Here is a 16,648-nt window from a genome sequence, read left to right as displayed (position 1 = left end):
GCGCTGCCGGACCACCGCACCGCTGCACTGCCTCACCGTCGGGCTGCCGGGCTGCCGGGCTGCCGGGCTGCCGGGCAGGCTCGCCCCTGTCGCAGCGCCCGCGAGGGGTCCTCCGCAATAGGGGAACCCCTAATTTCAATTCTATCGAGGTCTGACCTGCGGTTTGAAGCGGTTGACGCCGTCCTGTGGACAACTCGGGCGCATGTGGATGGCGACCCAGCAGGCAAGCTCAAAGAGCGCGGTCAGGAGCGGGATCAGCGCTGGACCACCGACATCGGGGGACGGTCCTCGGTCAGGATCTCGGTGCGGTCCGGCAGCCACTCGCCGCCCACCTGGATGAACTGGGTCAGTTCGCCCGGCGGGGTGGGGATGCCGCAGCGGTCCAGGGCGGTGCCGAGGATCTGCCTCGCCATCACGCCCAGTTGCAGCAGCGAGCGGTTGCGGTGCTTGCGCACACCCAGGTTGACCTGCGCCAACCCGGCCAGGCCGTAGCGGGAGTGGGCGTCGAGGAGCAGGCCGATCTCCACCCCGTAGCCGGGGGCGAAGGGCACCGACGTGAGGAACTCGCGGGTGCCCGCGTACTCACCGCCCAGGGGTTGGATGACGCCGGAGAGTTCGGGGCGCAGCGCCGAGATGACCGGGCGGGCCAGCAGTTCGGTGACCCGGCCGCCGCCGGTGCCGATCTCCTCGGACTCCAGGCGCAGCGGGCGGCGGTAGAAGCCCTTGACCAGGTGCACGCCGCTCACGGTCAGCAGTGGTCCGAGCAGTGACGGCACGAAGGTCGGGTCGGGGTCCACCAGGTCGGAGTCGAGGAACACGACCAGGTCGCCGGTGGTCGCGGCGAGTGAACGCCAGAGGACCTCGCCCTTGCCGGGGCGCGGCGGGATGTCGGGCAGCACGTCGTCGCGGTGCACGACCCGGGCGCCCGCGGCGGCGGCCAGGTCGACGGTGCGGTCGGTGGACCCGGAGTCGACCACCACCAGCTCGTCGACCAGCGTCCCCACCAGCGGCCGGACCGAGGCGACGACCGCGCCGACCGTGCGCTCCTCGTCGAGGGCGGGCAGCACCACGCTCACCCGGCGGGTGCCCTTGGCCAGCACCAGTTGCGAGACCGTCCACTCCGGACTCTGCCAGGTGCTGCGGTCCAGCGCGGTCACACCAGCGCCCGCAGCACCCGCGCGGGCGGGCGGGTGCCCGCGATGCTCGCCACCATGTCCACCACCTGCCGGGTGCGGCCGACCTCGTGCGCGCGGAACACCTTCGCCCCCGCCCACGCCGAGACCGCCGTCGCGGCGAGCGTCCCGTCGACCCGGCCGTCGAGCCCGGCGTCCAGGGTCTCGCCGACGAAGTCCTTGTTGGACAGCGCGATCAGCACCGGCCAACCGGTCGCGACCAGCTCGTCGAGCCTGCGCAGCAGTTCCAGGCCGTGCCAGGTGTTCTTGCCGAAGTCGTGCGTCGGGTCGATCAGCACGCCCTCGCGCGGCACGCCCAGCTCGACCATCCGCTCGGCGCGGGCGACCAGCTCGGCGACGACCTGGCCGACGACGTCGGTGTAGCGGACCCGGTGCGGGTCGGTGCGCGGCGCGGCGCCGCCGGTGTGCGAGCAGACGATGCCGACGCCGAACTCGGCGGCCACCTCGGCCAGCCGCGGGTCGGCGCCCGCCCACGTGTCGTTGATCAGGTCGGCGCCCTCGGCGCACACCGCGCGCCCGACCTCGTGCCGCCAGGTGTCGACGCTGATCACCAGGTGGGGGTGGCGCTCGCGGACGGCGGCGACGAACGGCACCACCCGCCGCGCCTCCTCGGCGGCGTCCACGGTCTCGCCGTGCGACCCGGCCCGCACCCCGCCGATGTCGACGATGTCGGCGCCCTCGGCCACCGCCCGGTCGACGGCGGCCAGCGCGGGCGCCTCGTCGAAGGTGGTGCCGCGGTCGTAGAAGGAGTCCCTGGTCCGGTTGACGATCGCCATCACCAGCGCCCGGTCCTGCGGCACGTCGCGTACACCGAACCTGAGTGTGGTCACGGGTCCCGATGGTGCCATGCGTGAGCGGCGTCTCTGCCGCGCGGTAGCCGGGTAGCGCCGTGGCTACAGTGGTGAGGACCTAGGAGGCCTCCTCGATGTTGTACCGCACGCTGCGCGCCGTGCTCTCGTTCCTGGCCAGGCTCTACCTGCGCCCCAAGGTCGAGGGCGCCGAGCGGGTGCCCGCCACCGGACCGGTCATCCTGGCGATCAACCACCTGGCGGTGATCGACAGCTTCGTCGTGCCGATGATGGTGTCCCGCAAGGTCGCGTTCCTGGCCAAGGCCGAGTACTTCGCGGGCGGCTCCCCGCGCAAGGCGCTGGTGCGGACCTTCTTCCGGGCGACGGGGGCGATTCCCGTCGACCGGGACAACAGCCGCGCGGCGCTGGCGTCGTTGGACGTGGCGGGCAAGGTCCTGGAGGACGGCGACGCGTTCGCCATCCACCCGGAGGGCACGCGGTCGCTGGACGGGAAGCTGCACCGGGGGCGGACGGGTGTGGCGCAGCTGGCGTTGGAGCACAACGCGCTGGTGGTGCCGGTGGCGGTGATCGGGACGGACAAGGTGCAGCCGGCGGGGGCGAAGTTCCCCAAGCCCCACCGCATCACGATCCGCTTCGGTGACCCCCTGGACTTCAGCCGGTACGACGGGCTGGCCAACTCGCTCCCCATCCGCCGGGCGGTGACGGACGAGATCATGTACGCGATCCTGGAGCTGAGCGGCCAGGAATACGTCGACTCGTACCACAAGCGCCCCGGCGAAGCCGCCTGACTTTCTCGCTCGATTTATTTAGGGAAATCACTAGAATCCAGTGGTTGCCCATTTGGGTCACTCTGTCCTGTTTCATCCGGGTTAACTCCACGAACAGCCACGACCACCCTTTCAGCGGAGTGCGAGTCGCACACGCCTTGCCTAACGTCGTACGGGCTACGGGAAACTCAAACCAACAAGGGGAAGAGTTAAACAATGCCTATCGTGAAGTTTCGCGCCGTGACCTCCGCGCTGGCGATCGCGGCACTCTCCGGAAGCCTGGCGCTGGTGGCGGAAGCGCCCGCCTCGGCGGATGTCCACGTCTTGTCGTGCCGCTACGTGCTCGCCCAGTCCCTGACCCTGTGGAACGCGCCGTCGGGCGGCGCGAATGTGGGCGCCTACCACGCGGGTGACACATTCCAGGAATCGGGCATCGAGGGCAGCTACCGATTCCGCATCAACCTGGGCACCGGCGCCACCGTCTGGGTGACGGCGGACCCGGCCTATTCGCGCCCCTGCTAATACCGGCGAAAGCTCAACCGGTTATCGCTGGCACCGATTACCCGACCGTTGACTAGAGACGTGTCGCGGTGCGGACGAGGTCGGCGACGGCTTTGGACCGGCTGTGCGGTGGCCAGGCGATAACGGTCGTGACGGCCGGTGCGTCCGGCACCGGCACCGTCGCGTGGTCACGCAGGTGGGCTTTGAGGGACTCGGGAACGATCGCGCAAGCCCGGCCGAGTGCGATCAGCTGGAACAGTTGGGTGTGGTCGCGCACCTGCGGGCCGGGTCCGTCCGGATAGCTCCCGTCACGTCGAGGCCAACGCGGCAGGGGCAGGTCTGTCAGGGTGGCGACCTCGGCTATCGACAGGTGAGGTCGACCAGCCAAGGGATGCCCCGCTGGCAGGACCACGACCTGCCGTTCGGTGCACAGGTCCTCGGTGTCGAGCCCGGCCGTCGTGTCGAAGGGCCGCTGGAGCAGGGCGACGTCGGCACGCCCGTCGCGCAGCAGCCTTTCCTGCTCGCCGGGCCCGCACAGCACCACCTCGACAGCCACCGCGCCGGGCTCCGCGGCGTAGGCGTCCAGCAGCTTCGACAGCAGTTCGCGGGAAGCCCCGGCTTTCGTCGCCAGCACCACACCGGGCTTTTCGGCAGCCGCGCGGCGGGTGCGGCGCTCGGCGGCCTCAACCGCGTCGAGCGCGGCCCGGGCCTCCCACAGGAGCACCGACCCGGCCTCGGTCAGGGCGACCGCGCGGGCGGTGCGGTGCAACAGGACCACACCGAGCCGCCGTTCGAGTTGCTGGATCGCCCGCGACAACGGCGGTTGCGCCATGGTGAGCCGCTGCGCCGCCCGCCCGAAGTGCAGTTCCTCCGCGACGGCGACGAAGTACCGCAACTCCCGCGTCTCCACCGCAGCATCGTATCCAGCGTGCACAGACGGTCGCGCTGTTGACCGGTGCGAGCAAAGGAAACGAGTTCACCAGCAGCCACCCGAACACCTCAGGCCGACCCGCTGCCTTTCCTTTTCAAACCCCGCCCCGCCCAAGCACAGCCCCCACCCTTCCCTGGGGGGACAGCCCTGCTCCACTCTAGTTGGGGAGCAGGGCTGTCGGCGGGAGGCGACGGATCTGTGGACAGGTCTGGGGCATGTGGATAACGCCGACCTGGAAAAATGCGCGAAAAGCGGCCAGGAGCGGCCGAAGTTCACTCGGCTGGGGAGTCGGTGCCCAGGACGGTCAGGGCGAGGGTGTCGACATCGGCCAGGGCGGAGCGCCAGTGGGCGCGGCAGGTGGACTTCTTGGCGCGCTCCCGTTCGACCAGTCGGCCTGCCACGAAGACGACATCCACCGGGACGCCATCGCCCAAGTCCGACAGGAGGCGGCGGATGGTTTCCTCCGCGATCACCGCGTCCTGGTGGTCACCGAGGATGTCCTGGAAGTCCTTGGTCGCCTTGACCAGTGCGCGGATCTTCTTGCGGGCGGCCGGTTCGGCCATTTCGGCCGCGTAGCGGAGGCGCTTGCCGTGGATGCGGAGTTCGTGCAGGTCGTCGTCCGGGGGGTCTTCGCCCAGGGCCTCTGCGGCGCGCATCAGTTTGCGGTGGGGTTTGCGGATCACCGAAATCAGGGGTGGGGGTTCCTCCTCCTCCGGGGTCTCCACCACTTTCCCGGACTTCGACGCCTCGGCCAGGGACTTCAGCAGGCGGGTGTAGCGCTTGCCGCGCAACGCGTTCAGCATCTTCCGGCGGGCCGCGCCGCGTTCGGTGACGAGGCTGTGCAGGAGGGTCTCGACGGCGCGCAGTTCGTCGGCGTCGAAGCCGACGGCCTGGGCGCGCAGGTTGTCCAGTTGCACGTCCAGGTCGCGGACGGCGCCGAGGGACGAGCCGAGCCACTTGAGTTCGGCGTCCAGCTCCGGCAGGGGCATCCCCGCCTTCAGCGCCGCCCGCGCGCGGCGGACCGCCACCCGCATCTGGTGGACGTGCTCCGGGTCGGTGCCCTTGCGCGCGCCGTCGGTGCGGGTGGTCAGCTCGGCCAGTTGCTCGCCGAGTCGGGTGCGGATCTGGCCGCCGAGGTCGGTCACGACGGTCATCCTAGTGATCGCCTGTTCAACCAGTGTTCACCCAGCGAACGGTCCCGCCCGGTGGGAGCCCGGTGGGAGCTAGTTCGAGTGCAGCGCGGCGTTCAGCTCGATGCCCCGACCGTCGCGCGAAACGACCTCGACGACGCCGGTGGTCGAGTTGCGGCGGAACAGCAGGCCGGACTCCCCGGACAGCTCCCGCGCCTTCACCAACCGGCCGTCGGACAGGGTCAGCTTCGTGCCCGCGGTCACGTAGAGGCCCGCCTCGACCACGCAGTCGTCGCCGAGCGAGATGCCGATGCCTGCGTTGGCGCCCAGCAGGCACCGCTCGCCGATGCTGATGACCTCCTTGCCGCCACCGGACAGCGTCCCCATGATCGACGCGCCGCCGCCGACGTCGGAGCCGTCGCCGACCGCGACGCCCGCGGAGATCCGACCCTCCACCATGGACGCGCCGAGGGTGCCCGCGTTGAAGTTCACGAAGCCCTCGTGCATGACCGTGGTGCCGGTGGCCAGGTGCGCGCCCAGCCGGACCCGGTCGGCCTCGGCGATGCGCACGCCGGTCGGCACCACGTAGTCGACCATGCGCGGGAACTTGTCGACGCCGTAGACGGTCACCTGGCCGCGGGCGCGCAGCCGCAGCCGGGTCGCCTCGAAGCCCTCGACCGGGCACGGGCCGTGGTTGGTCCACACGACGTTGGCGAGCAGGCCGAAGACGCCGTCGAGGTTCTGCCCGTGCGGGCGCACCAGGCGCGCGGAGAGCAGGTGCAGGCGCAGGTAGACGTCGTGGGTGTCGGCGGGCGGGCGCTCGAGGTCGTCGATCGTGGTGCGCACCGCGACCACCTCGACGCCGCGCAGCGAGTCCGGGCCGAGCAGGTCGGCGATGCCGTCGCCCAGTTCCGCCGTGGCCTCCTCGGCCGACAGCCGCACGGTGCCCGCCTCGCCCGCGGCGCCGAGCCTCGGCTGCGGGTACCAGGTGTCGAGGACGGTGCCGTCGGTGGTCACGGTGGCGAGGCCGACCGCGTGGGCCCCCTTGGTCTGCGTTGCTTCTGCGCTGCTCACGGGCAACACGGTAGCCAATGGTCCACCGGGTAGCGTGTGGGGCCGTGACCGTTGAGCTGGATCTCACCGCCGACCCCGTCGACCTCACCGCCGCCCTGGTGGACGTGCCCAGCGTGTCCGGCGACGAGGCCACGCTGGCCGACGCCGTGCAGCGCGCGCTGCGGACCCAGGCCCCGCACCTGGAGGTCGTCCGCTCCGGCAACGCCGTGCTGGCCCGCACCAACCTGGGCCGCCCCTCGCGGGTCGTGTTCGCCGGGCACATCGACACCGTGCCGGTCAACGACAACCTGCCCGTCCGCCGCACCGAGACGCACCTGCACGGCCTGGGCACGGTCGACATGAAGGGCGGCGACGCGGTCATGCTGCACCTGGCCGCCGCCGTGCCGGACCCGAGGCACGACCTGACCTTCCTGTTCTACGACTGCGAGGAGGTCGAGGCCGTCCGCAACGGGCTCGGCCGGGTCGAGCGCGACCTGCGGGAGTGGATGGACGGCGACCTCGCGATCGTGTGCGAGCCGTCGAACGCCGTGGTCGAGGCGGGCTGCCAGGGCACGATGCGCATCGAGTTGCGCAAGTCCGGCGTCCGCGCGCACACGGCGCGCGGCTGGATGGGCGTCAACGCCATCCACGCCCTCTCCCCCGCGCTGGAGACGCTCGCCGCCTACCAGCCGCGCACCGTCGACATCGACGGCTGCGTCTACCGCGAGGGCATGCAGGCCGTGCACATCGAGGGCGGTGTCGCGGGCAACGTCGTGCCGGACGCGGCCCTGTTGCGGATCAACTTCCGGTTCGCGCCGGACCGGTCGGTGGCGCAGGCCGAGGCCCACCTGCGCGAGGTCTTCGCCGGTCACGAGTTCGAGGTGGTCGACTTCTCGGCGGGCGCGTTGCCGGGTCTGTCGGCTCCGGCGGCCCAGGAGCTCGTCGCGGCGGCGGGTGGTGAGCCGGTCGCCAAGCTGGGGTGGACCGATGTCGCCCGGTTCGCCGCGTTGGGCATCCCGGCGGTCAACTTCGGCCCGGGCGACCCGCTGCTGTGCCACACGCAGCAGGAGAACGTCCCGATCGCCGACATCCACCGCTGCGTCGATGTGCTGCGCCGCCTGGTCGGCTAGTGCCTCGTGCGGGCTGCGTTCAGGGCACCTGTGCCCAGGGCGGCCACGAGCGTGAGCCAGGCCGCCGTGGTCAGGTTCTGGTCGTCGGGCAGTTCGGCGTTCAGCCAGAGCACGGCCGGGATGATCCCGACGGCCAGGACGGTCATCGTGATCGACGGGCCGCCCGCGGTCGTCGTGCCGAAGAACGCGCCCAGCGCGAGGGCCGTGATGAGCGCGATCACCAGCAGCGCGGGCGCGCCGAAGTCGAGAACCATGCCCCAGAGGGTGAAGGGCCTGCCTCCGGGGACTGAAGTTTCGGTGTACCAGGTCGAACAGGTGAGGGCGACGATCGCCCCGGCGAGGGCGGCGGCACCGAGCGCGTCGGCGAACCGGGCGGCCGAGGTCCGTTGCCACTGCTCGAGATCGCGGACCCGGGCGCGCAGCTTGTCCAGTTCGCCCCCTGTGCCGTCCGTGTCGGACATGGCGCCTCCCGGTTCCGTTCTCCTCCGACGGGGAGACCTCGCTCACCCTAAACTCGCGTTGTGACCAACAATCCCGAAACCGCCGAATCCGAGGAGCACCCCCGGGAGCGGCAGCGCGGCCCCGTGACCTTGCGGCGCGGGCGCAGCGACGAGGCGACCACGACCGACCAGCGCCTGCTCGACTCGCGCGGCCCGAGCGACTGGGTCCACACCGACCCGTGGCGGGTGCTGCGCATCCAGGCCGAGTTCGTGGAGGGCTTCGGCGCCCTCGCCGAGGTGCCGCGCGCGGTCACGGTGTTCGGCTCGGCGCGCACCAAGCGCGAGGACCCCGAGTACCAGCTGGGCCGCGACATCGGCGCGGCGCTGGCCGACGCCGGGTTCGCGTCGATCACCGGCGGCGGCCCGGGCGCGATGGAGGCGGTCAACCGGGGCGCGTCCGAGGCGGGCGGGCTGTCCATCGGGCTGGGCATCGAGCTGCCGTTCGAGCAGGGCCTCAACCCGTGGGTCGACCTCGGCGTGAACTTCCGCTACTTCTTCACCCGCAAGACGATGTTCATCAAGTACTCGCAGGCCTTCATCTGCCTCCCCGGCGGCTTCGGCACCCTCGACGAGCTGTTCGAGGCGCTCACGCTGGTGCAGACCAAGAAGGTCACGAAGTTCCCGGTCGTGCTGTTCGGCACCGAGTACTGGGGCGGCCTCTACGACTGGCTGCGCTCCTCGGTCCTGGGCGGCGGCAAGATCGGCGAGAAGGACATGGCACTGCTGCACCTCACCGACGACGTGTCCGACGCGGTGGGTGTGGTGGAGAAGGCCTACCAGGCTTGGGGTGACGCGCATTGAGCTTCGCGGTAGCGGTCTACTGCGCCTCGCACAACACGGTTCCGCGCTCGTACGTGGACTTGGCCGACGAGGTCGGCGCGGGCTTGGCCGCGCGCGGCTGGTCCCTGGTCTGGGGCGGCTCGGCGGCGTCGATGATGGGCGCGGTGTCCCGTTCGGCCCGACGGGGCGGAGTGTCCACTGTGGGCGTAATCCCGCGCGGGCTGATGGGGCTGGAACAGGCCGACCCGGACGCGGACGAGCTGATCGTCGTGGACACCATGCGCGAGCGGAAACGCGAGATGGACGAACGCGCAAACGCTTTCCTGGCCATGCCCGGCGGGCTGGGCACGGCGGAGGAGCTGTTCGAGGTCTGGACGTCGCGGTACCTGGGCATGCACTCGAAGCCGGTGGTGCTGCTGGACCCGGACGACCACTACGCAGGCATGCTCGACTGGGTCAGGGAACTGCATTCCCGGGGGTTCGTGTCGGATGTGGGTCTGGGCGCGTTGGTGGTGACGCGGACGGTTGAGGAGGCGCTGGACGCCTGCGCGGTCTAGCCGGCGAGGGTGCCATCGGGGTTCAGGCCGAACTTGCGGAGGCGGTCGCCTTCGGGGATGAGGTCGACCAGGTGCTGGAGGGCGTAAGTGTTGCCCGCGTGCAGTTCCGCCCACAGTGCCGCGATGTCCGCGCGGTCGGCCAGCACCTGGACCAGACGCCGACTCGCCTCGGAGTCGCCGCGACGGGCGTGCGGGGTGAGCACCCGCACCGCTCGCTCCGGATCCAGCCAGGCCACCGCGAAAGCGGCTGAGGCGCTGTCCTCGGCGTAGTCGGCGAGTTCGTCGATCCTGCGGTTCGTGCGGAGCAGTTCGATCAGCGTTCGCCTGCACCGGCGACTGGTCTCGAAGTACGGGCGAAGAACCGCCAGTGCCTCGTCGACTTCGTCGGCCCGGACTAGATCCCAGGCCAACGCGACGACCGCGTAGGTGTTCTCCTCGGCCAACTCTCGGAGCTGGGGGATCAGCTCGCGGTCGACCAGCAGCGAGACGAGTTTGCGCTGGGCGGACTCGTCGCCCGCGGCCGACCGCTCCTGGAGTTCACCGAGATCGCCGAGTTCGGCCAGCGCGTCGTCCAGGCAGAGCTCGGCGAGCGCTGTCGTGCCCACGTGCGGCCGTATGACCGCGGCGGCTTGGGCGTGCTCGCCCTTCTCCCTCAGGACACCCGCGAGGGTTCTGGCCGCAATCCCGACTTCAGCGGCATACGGGCGCAACAGCGCGACGGCGACATCCGCGTGGCCGAGCTCGATGAGCACGTGGGCGAACCGGTCGGCCGCGTACGCATCGGAATCGGGCAGGGCGGATATCGCTTCATCAATCGCACCGCGCGCCAGCAGGAGCCTGGCGAGTTCCTCCGCGGCGACGGTATCGCCGCTACCTGCCCTGGAGCGCAGGGTCTTCTCGTCTCCGCGTTCCTTCAGGCTCCTGGCGAGCGCGTGTTGCGCGATGACGTCGCCGCTGTCGGCGAGCGCGGCCAGCTCGTCCCAACGCAGGTTCGTCTCCAGGATGTCCACCAGCCGCTCCCGACTCGTGGAGTCGTCCACGTGCGGTCGGAGCAGCTCCAGCGCACCGTCCACATCACCGCCGGCCGCCAGCTGGTCGGCCAACCTGCGCTCGACCCCGTGCAGGTGAAAGCCATCCGAAGTGGCGGCTGCGATCCGCATGACGTCGATCACCTCGGCCGGACGTCCCCCTTCGTCGAGGAGGTCCACGAGGCTTCTCCAGAACCGGTCGGCGTTGAACCGCATCGCTTGCCGGAGAACGCTTTCGGCTTCGGGTTCCCGCCCCTCGGCGAGCAGGTGCGCCACCCAGACGTCCGCCGCTTCCGGGTCCCCGGCAGCGGCCCACGACGCCAACTCCTTGGTCCGACCTTCCCGCAACAGCAGTGTGGCGATGCCGTACCGGGCCCAATCGATGTCCCAGTGGTCGGCCAGGCGCCGGAAGAGCGCTTCCGCGCACCGGTACTGCGCGCGGACCTGCGCGCCGTCCGCGAGTCGCCGCACATCGGACTCGTCGTCGGCGAGGTCGGTGAAGGCTCGCCAGGTCGGGGCCGGAACCGTCTCGCTGCGGCGGTGGTCGAGCAGGCGGGAGAGCAGGTAGTCGGCGACCGTGTAGCCGACGATGTCGCGGCGTTCGAGGTCGGGGATCGGGAGCAGCGGGGAGGCTCCCCGGTTCGAGGTCGTCAACTCGGCGAGCGCTGGGTCGAACCACGAATCGTCCGGGTGCACTGTGGACAGGTAGCCGCGGGCGGCGGCGACCAGGAGTTCCTTGGTCAGGGGACTTTGGATGCCTAGTCGCCGGGCGTCGGCGGCGGCGTGGATGATCGCGCGTTGTTCGTCGTTGGCGCGGCCGTAGCGGGTCATCAGGTCGCGGGCGCCCGCGAGGAGTTCGGTGACGTTGAAGTCCTTGTCCGCCACCGCGTCCACGAGCCGGGGATCCCGGGGTGCCAGGCGGACGGCCTCGGCGCGTTCGGCGGTGGTGAAGGTGTGCAGTGGGACCTCGTGGAGCCGCCGATCGTCGAGGACGTCGTACGCGGCGGGGTGTCGAGCCAGGCCGTTTTCCTTGGCGCGCAGCTCATCCAGGTAGTTGGGCCAGGCGGCGGCCAGGATGACGACCGGGGTAGGGGCGTCCAGCAGGCGACGGATGGCGGCGGGGGTGATCGGGGTGGAGCCGGGAGTCAGGTACGGGCCGTCGAGGAAACGCTGGAGTTCGTCGAGCCAGACGACGAGTTTCGCGGACGGGGTGGTGTTGTTCACCCGGTCGCCGTCGCCGAGATCCGGGACCAAGACGTCGAAGTCGGCCAGTTCGGCGCGGCCGAGTTCGTAGAGGAGCCGGGACTTGCCGACGGACGAATCACCCGTCAGCAGCAGGAACCCGCCGGTCTCCGCTGCCCGCCGCACCCACCGCCCGAGGTCTGGCCAGACCCCGCGCGGCACGAACAGCGGCAGGTCCGGGTCCAACTCGGTTGAGGCGTCGAGCGGCAGGGGCACCGCCGGGTTGACGCGCAAGGCCAGGGCACGAGCCGAGACGTCACCGAAGCGGGGCAGTGCTTCCATGAACCGAGTGTCGTTTTGCGGCTTACGGGTGTGACAGGCGGGAAACGGCCGCCGCGATGCGCTCGTCCGTCGCGGTCAACGCGATGCGCACGTGCCGGTCTCCGGTCGGGCCGTAGAAGGTGCCCGGGGCGACCAGGATTCCGCGTTCGGCCAGCCACTGGACGGTGTCCCAGGCCGACTCGTCGCGAGTCGCCCACAGGTACAGGCCCGCTTCGGAGTGGTCGATCTTGAAGCCGGCTTCGAGCAGGGCCGGGCGCAGGACGTCGCGGCGGGCGGCGAAGCGGGCTTTCTGGTCGGCCACGTGCGTGTCGTCGGCCAGGGCCGCCGTGATGGCGGCCTGGATGGGTCGGGGGACGATCATGCCCGCGTGCTTGCGGACCTCCAGCAACCCGCGCACCAGCGCCGGGTCACCCGTGACGAACCCGGCCCGGTAGCCCGCCAGGCTGGAGATCTTCGACAGCGAGTGCACCGCCAGCAGCCCGGTCACGTCCCCACCGGACACCGACGGGTGCAGCACCGACACCGGCTCGGTCTCCCAGCCCAGCGCCAGGTAGCACTCATCTGACACGACGATCGTGCCGCGTTCGCGCGCCCAGTCGACGACCTTGCGCAGGTGCTCCACCGGCAGCACCCGACCGGTCGGGTTGGACGGCGAGTTCAGCCACACCATCCCCGGCGCCGCCGGGCCCAGGGCCGTCAGCCCGTCCGACCGGAACAGCTCGGCCTTCGCCAGCCGCGCGCCCACCTCGTAGGTGGGGTACGCCAGTTCCGGGATGACCACCGACCGGACGCCCAGCAGCGTCGGCAGCCAGGCCACCAGCTCCTTGGACCCGATGGTCGGCAGCACCGCGTCCGGGTCCAGCCCGGTGACCCCGTGCCTGCGGGCCATGGCCGCGACGGCCTCGGCGCGCAGTTGCGGCACGCCGTGGGTCTGGGGGTAGCCGGGCAGCTCGGCCGCGGTCCCCAGGGCCGCCTGGACCAGCGGCGGGACCGGGTCGACCGGGGTGCCCATGGACAGGTCGACCACGCCGTCCGGGTGCGTCCTCGCCCGGGCGGCGTGGTCGGCCAGGACGTCCCAGGGGAAGTCCGGCAGCTGGGGGAAGGTGTTCACTCGCCCCGCTGGTCCAGCGCCTTGATCCAGTCCGGGTCGGCGCTGACCTTGCCGGTCTTCGACGCGCCGCCGGGCGAGCCGAGGTCGTTGAAGAAGTCGACGTTCGCCTTGGTGTAGGTGGACCACTGGTCCGGGACGTCGTCCTCGTAGTAGATGGCCTCGACCGGGCACACCGGTTCGCAGGCACCGCAGTCCACGCACTCGTCGGGGTGGATGTAGAGCATCCGGTCGCCCTCGTAGATGCAGTCGACCGGGCACTCCTCGATGCACGCCTTGTCGAGGACATCGACGCAGGGCTCGGCGATCACGTAGGTCACTGCGCTCTCCTGCTCCTTCATGGTGTGACGCGTGCGTTCGGGAAAAACGCGACGTCGACAGTATCTCCCGACCTGCTCCGGAGCACGCACCCGGTGCCGCCTAGCTCACATCCCGGTACAGCGCGCGCTGAATCTCCCCCAGACTCCCCCGGTGGACACCCGCTCGACCCTCGAACAGGTCTGCGCCGCCGCCTGGCCGCCCGTGGTCGCCCGCACGCTCGGCGACTGGCGGCTGCGCGCATCGGGCGGCTACACCGGCCGGGCCAACAGCGCGCTGACCAACGGCGACCCGGGCCTGCCCGTGAACGCCGCGCTGGCGGAGATCACCCGGTTCGCCGGGGAACACGGCATCCGCCCGTACGCGCAGGTCATCTCCGGCTCGTCCTGGGAATCCCCGCTCGCGGCGGCGGGCTGGCGGGTCAACGCGGACCACCCCAAGGGCGCCGAGTCGGCCGTCATGCACTCGCCCCTGACCTCGACCGGCGGCGGCGCGGACGTCGCCGACAAACCGCCAAACGGTTGGCTGGAAGTGGCGGTGCGCGGCACCCCGACCGACACGCAGCGCGCGGTCGTGACCGGTGGCCCGCTGCTCGGCTACGCCACCGTGCACCGCGACGGCCGGGTCGTCGGCACGGCGCGCGGCTGCCTGGTCGGCGCGTGGCTGTACGTCGCGCTGCTGGAGGTGCTGCCCGAGTACCGCAGGCAGGGCATCGCCACCCACCTGCTCGACGGGCTCGACACCTGGGCCGCCGCGCGCGGCGCCACCAGCCGGGTGTTGCAGGTCGCGCTGGTCAACGAGGTCGCCAGGGGGATCTACGCCGACCTCGGGTACGTCGAGTCGCACCGGTACCGCTACTGGGCGCCCTGAGCGACCAGCCACTTGCGGCCCCGGCGCGCGGCGCGCTTCAACGCGCTGCGCTCGCCGAGGTAGTCCCCCGCCATGCCGACGACCGGCAGCAGGCCGATGGCCTTGTGGTAGATCCGCCCCTGCGGCCGCTTGTCCAGTTCGTCGCCGAGGCCCCACAGGGTGCGGCCGACGCGCCACAGCGCCTTGCCCGCGGCCTTGAGCGTGACCCGGCCGTGCTTGCTGGTGGAGGCGTCGATGTCGGTGGTCATCTCGGCGGTGGCCGCGTCCTCCTCCGCGCCGCCCCGGCCCTCGGCGAGCGCCGGGTCGATGTCGCGGTCGAAGAGCACCTTGGCGATCAGCCGGACGCGGGTGCCGACGTCGGTGTACCCGTACTCGACGGCCATCGCCGAGAGCACCAGGCCCTGGCTGGCGGTGGCCAGGGTGTCCTGGATGGGCAGCCGGTCGGCCAGCGCGCCGCCGATGCCGGGGACGCTCGCCACCAGCACGGTGACGCGGCCGACGCGGTTGACCCACCAGTCCGCGCGCTTGTCGTCGGGCAGGTCCCGCCAGGCGGCGGTGCCGGGGAACTTGACCGACGAGAGGCCGTCGAGCAGCTTCTGCCGCAGGCCGCGCTCGACCTTGGCCAGTTCCTCGGTGTCGGCTTGCTCGATGACCGCGGTGTTCGGGTCGTCGGCCTGTTCCTCGGTTCTGGCGGAGTAGTCGCGGAACGCCGTCAGCAGGGGCGTGGTCGCCCGGACGAACGGTCGTAAGATCGCAACGATCTGCCGGTCAGTGACCGCCTCGCTCACTGTCTCCTCCTGCCGCGGATTTGGCCAGCACGCCGCCGACCTTGATGGTGGCCGGGAACGCGCCCGCGGCCATGAGCAGCAGCGTGCGCCAGTCGTCGATCAGAATCACGTCGCCGCCGGGGCCCGCCACGAGGAACACCAGCAGTGTCGCCAGCCAGACGTAGAGCGGTCCGCCCGCGAACGAGGGCTTGGCCTTGATCTTCGCCGCCCGGCCGACCAGCCACGGCAGCGTGACCGCGGCCAGCAGCGCCGTGATGGGGAACTCGATGGCGCCGACGTCCGGCAGCACCCGCCCGTCGAGCCGCAGCGGCAGGAAGAACAGCTCGAACACGGCGAGCACCACGCTCAGGGCGAGCAGTCCGCCGTAGCGCGCGCGCTCGCCGGTGGTCACCGGTCCGCGCCCACGTGCTCGACCGGCGCGAGTCCGCCGAAGACGTCGGTCTCCGCGGCCTCGCCGGACCCGCCCGCCAGCGTGTAGCACTCCTGCTCCAGCACCGGTTGGGCGACGCCGTTGGACAGCGCATAGCTGTAGGTGCCGTCCTGGGCCTGCCAGACGCTCACCTGGGTGGCGTGCGCCCGGAGCGCGCGGAGCTTGGCGGGCAGGTGGTCACCGATCGCGACGGACGTGGTGATCTCCGCGTCGTCCACGGCGGGCAGCTCACCGGGGGCGGGCAGGCGCCAGGGCAACCCGTCGACCCCGGCCAGCGCGGCGACGCCGGCGTCGACGGCCTGCCGGGACACGACGGTGTAGTAGAGGCGCTCGACGTCAGGCACCTCGGCGACCGCGGCGGCGGTGATCTCGTGCGCGCGGACGTGGTCGGGGTGGCCGTAGCCGCCGTCGGGCCCGTAGGTCACCACGACCTGGGGGCGCACGTCGCGCAGGATCGCGACCAGCTCCTGGACCTGCGCGGCGAGGTCACCGGAGGCGAAGGCCCGCGGGTGCGCGTTGGCCGGGGTGTCGACCATGCCGGAGTCGCGCCAGCGGCCCATGCCGCCGAGGTAGCGGTGGTCGGACACGCCGAGCGCCGCGCAGGCCGCGCGCAGTTCGCCGACCCGGTACCCGCCGAGCTGGTCGGCGTGGTCGGCGGCGAGCTGGGCCAGCGACTCGGGGATGATCTCGCCGACCTCGCCGAGGGTGCAGGTGACCAGGGTGACCTGCACGCCCGCGGCGGCGTAGCGGGCGATCGTGCCGCCGGTCCACAGGCTCTCGTCGTCCGGGTGGGCGTGCACGAGCAGCAGTCTGGGTGGGGCTGTCAGCATCGGGTTTCAGCCTAAGCGCTTCTAGGGGCGGCGTCGGGGCGCGGGCAGTGGAACCGCGCACCGGTCGACCGTGGCGGGACGCCAACGGCCCCGGCGGGGGAACCCTACTACGCCCGATTTCGACCGGTACCCAGTACGCGACCGAGCCGTCCGCGCGCTAGCTCTTGGTGACGATGCGTTCGGGCTCGCTGAAGTTGTCGCCGCCGGGCGGCGACGTGCGGGTGATGTTGAGGCGGATCACCCGGTTGTCGGTGCACTTGATCTCGATGTCCTGCAGCCCGCTGTTGATCGTGTACGAGCCGACCTCGGCGATGCCCGGGTGTCCGCTGGCGGCCAACAGGTCGCGGAGGTGTTCGACGAACCGGTCTCGACGCACTCAGATCACCGACTCGGGGATCGCG

General features: G+C 71.3%; 19 protein-coding genes. 6 read left to right on the top strand and 13 right to left on the bottom strand.

What is annotated here, in order from left to right; genetic code table 11:
• Positions 1 to 254: 254 nt before the first annotated feature.
• Complete coding sequence (locus tag V5P93_RS04875; RefSeq protein WP_104476926.1) at positions 255 to 1,157, bottom strand: glucosyl-3-phosphoglycerate synthase; 903 nt, start codon at positions 1,155 to 1,157, stop codon at positions 255 to 257.
• On the bottom strand, positions 1,154 to 2,041 hold the full coding sequence (gene folP, locus V5P93_RS04870; protein ID WP_219823911.1) for a dihydropteroate synthase: 888 nt from the start codon (positions 2,039 to 2,041) through the stop codon (positions 1,154 to 1,156). The genes V5P93_RS04875 and folP overlap by 4 nt, the downstream gene beginning before the upstream one ends.
• Before the next feature lie 77 nt (positions 2,042 to 2,118).
• Here folP and V5P93_RS04865 point away from each other — a divergent pair, with 77 nt between their 5' ends.
• Positions 2,119 to 2,790, top strand: coding sequence for a 1-acyl-sn-glycerol-3-phosphate acyltransferase (locus V5P93_RS04865; RefSeq protein ID WP_104476929.1), 672 nt, complete (start codon positions 2,119 to 2,121; stop codon positions 2,788 to 2,790).
• Positions 2,791 to 2,994: 204 nt separating this feature from the next.
• On the top strand, positions 2,995 to 3,291 hold the full coding sequence (locus V5P93_RS04860) for a hypothetical protein (RefSeq protein WP_104476931.1): 297 nt from the start codon (positions 2,995 to 2,997) through the stop codon (positions 3,289 to 3,291).
• Between the two features lie 52 nt (positions 3,292 to 3,343).
• Here V5P93_RS04860 and V5P93_RS04855 read toward each other — a convergent pair whose 3' ends face one another.
• From V5P93_RS04855 to dapD, 3 genes are all read right to left on the bottom strand, one after another.
• Complete coding sequence (locus V5P93_RS04855) at positions 3,344 to 4,180, bottom strand: LysR family transcriptional regulator (RefSeq protein ID WP_104476933.1); 837 nt, start codon at positions 4,178 to 4,180, stop codon at positions 3,344 to 3,346.
• 293 nt (positions 4,181 to 4,473) lie between these two features.
• Positions 4,474 to 5,346: a CHAD domain-containing protein gene (locus V5P93_RS04850; RefSeq protein WP_181043308.1), complete on the bottom strand. Its 873-nt coding sequence runs from the start codon at positions 5,344 to 5,346 to the stop codon at positions 4,474 to 4,476.
• A gap of 78 nt (positions 5,347 to 5,424) precedes the next feature.
• A complete protein-coding gene (dapD, locus tag V5P93_RS04845) occupies positions 5,425 to 6,405 on the bottom strand; it encodes a 2,3,4,5-tetrahydropyridine-2,6-dicarboxylate N-succinyltransferase (protein ID WP_104477749.1) in 981 nt (326 codons plus the stop codon).
• A 44-nt stretch (positions 6,406 to 6,449) separates the two neighbouring features.
• Here dapD and dapE point away from each other — a divergent pair, with 44 nt between their 5' ends.
• Entirely contained in the window at positions 6,450 to 7,514 is a 1,065-nt protein-coding gene (gene dapE / locus V5P93_RS04840; protein WP_245931031.1) for a succinyl-diaminopimelate desuccinylase, read from the top strand.
• Here dapE and V5P93_RS04835 read toward each other — a convergent pair.
• Positions 7,511 to 7,975, bottom strand: a complete 465-nt coding sequence (locus tag V5P93_RS04835; protein ID WP_104476939.1) for a hypothetical protein — start codon at positions 7,973 to 7,975, stop codon at positions 7,511 to 7,513. The genes dapE and V5P93_RS04835 overlap by 4 nt on opposite strands.
• 60 nt (positions 7,976 to 8,035) lie before the next feature.
• Here V5P93_RS04835 and V5P93_RS04830 point away from each other — a divergent pair, with 60 nt between their 5' ends.
• Together V5P93_RS04830 and V5P93_RS04825 are read left to right on the top strand one after the other, a co-directional pair.
• Positions 8,036 to 8,815: a TIGR00730 family Rossman fold protein gene (locus V5P93_RS04830; RefSeq protein WP_104476941.1), complete on the top strand. Its 780-nt coding sequence runs from the start codon at positions 8,036 to 8,038 to the stop codon at positions 8,813 to 8,815.
• On the top strand, positions 8,812 to 9,351 hold the full coding sequence (locus V5P93_RS04825; RefSeq protein ID WP_104476943.1) for a TIGR00730 family Rossman fold protein: 540 nt from the start codon (positions 8,812 to 8,814) through the stop codon (positions 9,349 to 9,351). Before V5P93_RS04830 ends, V5P93_RS04825 begins: the two co-directional genes overlap by 4 nt.
• Here V5P93_RS04825 and V5P93_RS04820 read toward each other — a convergent pair.
• The 3 genes from V5P93_RS04820 to fdxA are packed head-to-tail and all read right to left on the bottom strand — an operon-like array spanning position 9,348 to position 13,331.
• A complete protein-coding gene (locus V5P93_RS04820; protein WP_104476945.1) occupies positions 9,348 to 11,903 on the bottom strand; it encodes a hypothetical protein in 2,556 nt (851 codons plus the stop codon). The two genes, V5P93_RS04825 and V5P93_RS04820, sit on opposite strands and share 4 nt — an antisense overlap.
• A gap of 22 nt (positions 11,904 to 11,925) precedes the next feature.
• Positions 11,926 to 13,014: a succinyldiaminopimelate transaminase gene (gene dapC, locus V5P93_RS04815; protein ID WP_104476947.1), complete on the bottom strand. Its 1,089-nt coding sequence runs from the start codon at positions 13,012 to 13,014 to the stop codon at positions 11,926 to 11,928.
• Positions 13,011 to 13,331, bottom strand: coding sequence for a ferredoxin (gene fdxA / locus V5P93_RS04810; protein WP_104476948.1), 321 nt, complete (start codon positions 13,329 to 13,331; stop codon positions 13,011 to 13,013). The genes dapC and fdxA overlap by 4 nt, the downstream gene beginning before the upstream one ends.
• Before the next feature lie 151 nt (positions 13,332 to 13,482).
• On the opposite strand from fdxA, the gene V5P93_RS04805 reads away from it, so the two are divergent.
• Positions 13,483 to 14,199: a GNAT family N-acetyltransferase gene (locus tag V5P93_RS04805; protein WP_104476950.1), complete on the top strand. Its 717-nt coding sequence runs from the start codon at positions 13,483 to 13,485 to the stop codon at positions 14,197 to 14,199.
• Here V5P93_RS04805 and V5P93_RS04800 read toward each other — a convergent pair.
• The 4 genes from V5P93_RS04800 to V5P93_RS04785 form a co-directional block, all read right to left on the bottom strand.
• On the bottom strand, positions 14,184 to 14,987 hold the full coding sequence (locus tag V5P93_RS04800) for a hypothetical protein (RefSeq protein ID WP_104476952.1): 804 nt from the start codon (positions 14,985 to 14,987) through the stop codon (positions 14,184 to 14,186). The genes V5P93_RS04805 and V5P93_RS04800 overlap by 16 nt on opposite strands.
• Positions 14,968 to 15,378: a hypothetical protein gene (locus V5P93_RS04795; RefSeq protein ID WP_104476954.1), complete on the bottom strand. Its 411-nt coding sequence runs from the start codon at positions 15,376 to 15,378 to the stop codon at positions 14,968 to 14,970. The genes V5P93_RS04800 and V5P93_RS04795 overlap by 20 nt, the downstream gene beginning before the upstream one ends.
• On the bottom strand, positions 15,375 to 16,247 hold the full coding sequence (gene mshB, locus V5P93_RS04790) for an N-acetyl-1-D-myo-inositol-2-amino-2-deoxy-alpha-D-glucopyranoside deacetylase (protein WP_104476956.1): 873 nt from the start codon (positions 16,245 to 16,247) through the stop codon (positions 15,375 to 15,377). The genes V5P93_RS04795 and mshB overlap by 4 nt, the downstream gene beginning before the upstream one ends.
• Positions 16,248 to 16,404: 157 nt before the next feature.
• On the bottom strand, positions 16,405 to 16,623 hold the full coding sequence (locus tag V5P93_RS04785) for a hypothetical protein (RefSeq protein WP_104476958.1): 219 nt from the start codon (positions 16,621 to 16,623) through the stop codon (positions 16,405 to 16,407).
• Positions 16,624 to 16,648 lie beyond the last annotated feature (25 nt).

It is taken from the genome of Actinokineospora auranticolor, from assembly GCF_041897805.1.
GTDB classification, from domain to species: domain Bacteria; phylum Actinomycetota; class Actinomycetes; order Mycobacteriales; family Pseudonocardiaceae; genus Actinokineospora; species Actinokineospora auranticolor.
Note: the sequence above shows the minus strand (reverse complement) of the source record. Positions and strands in the feature narration are given on the sequence as shown.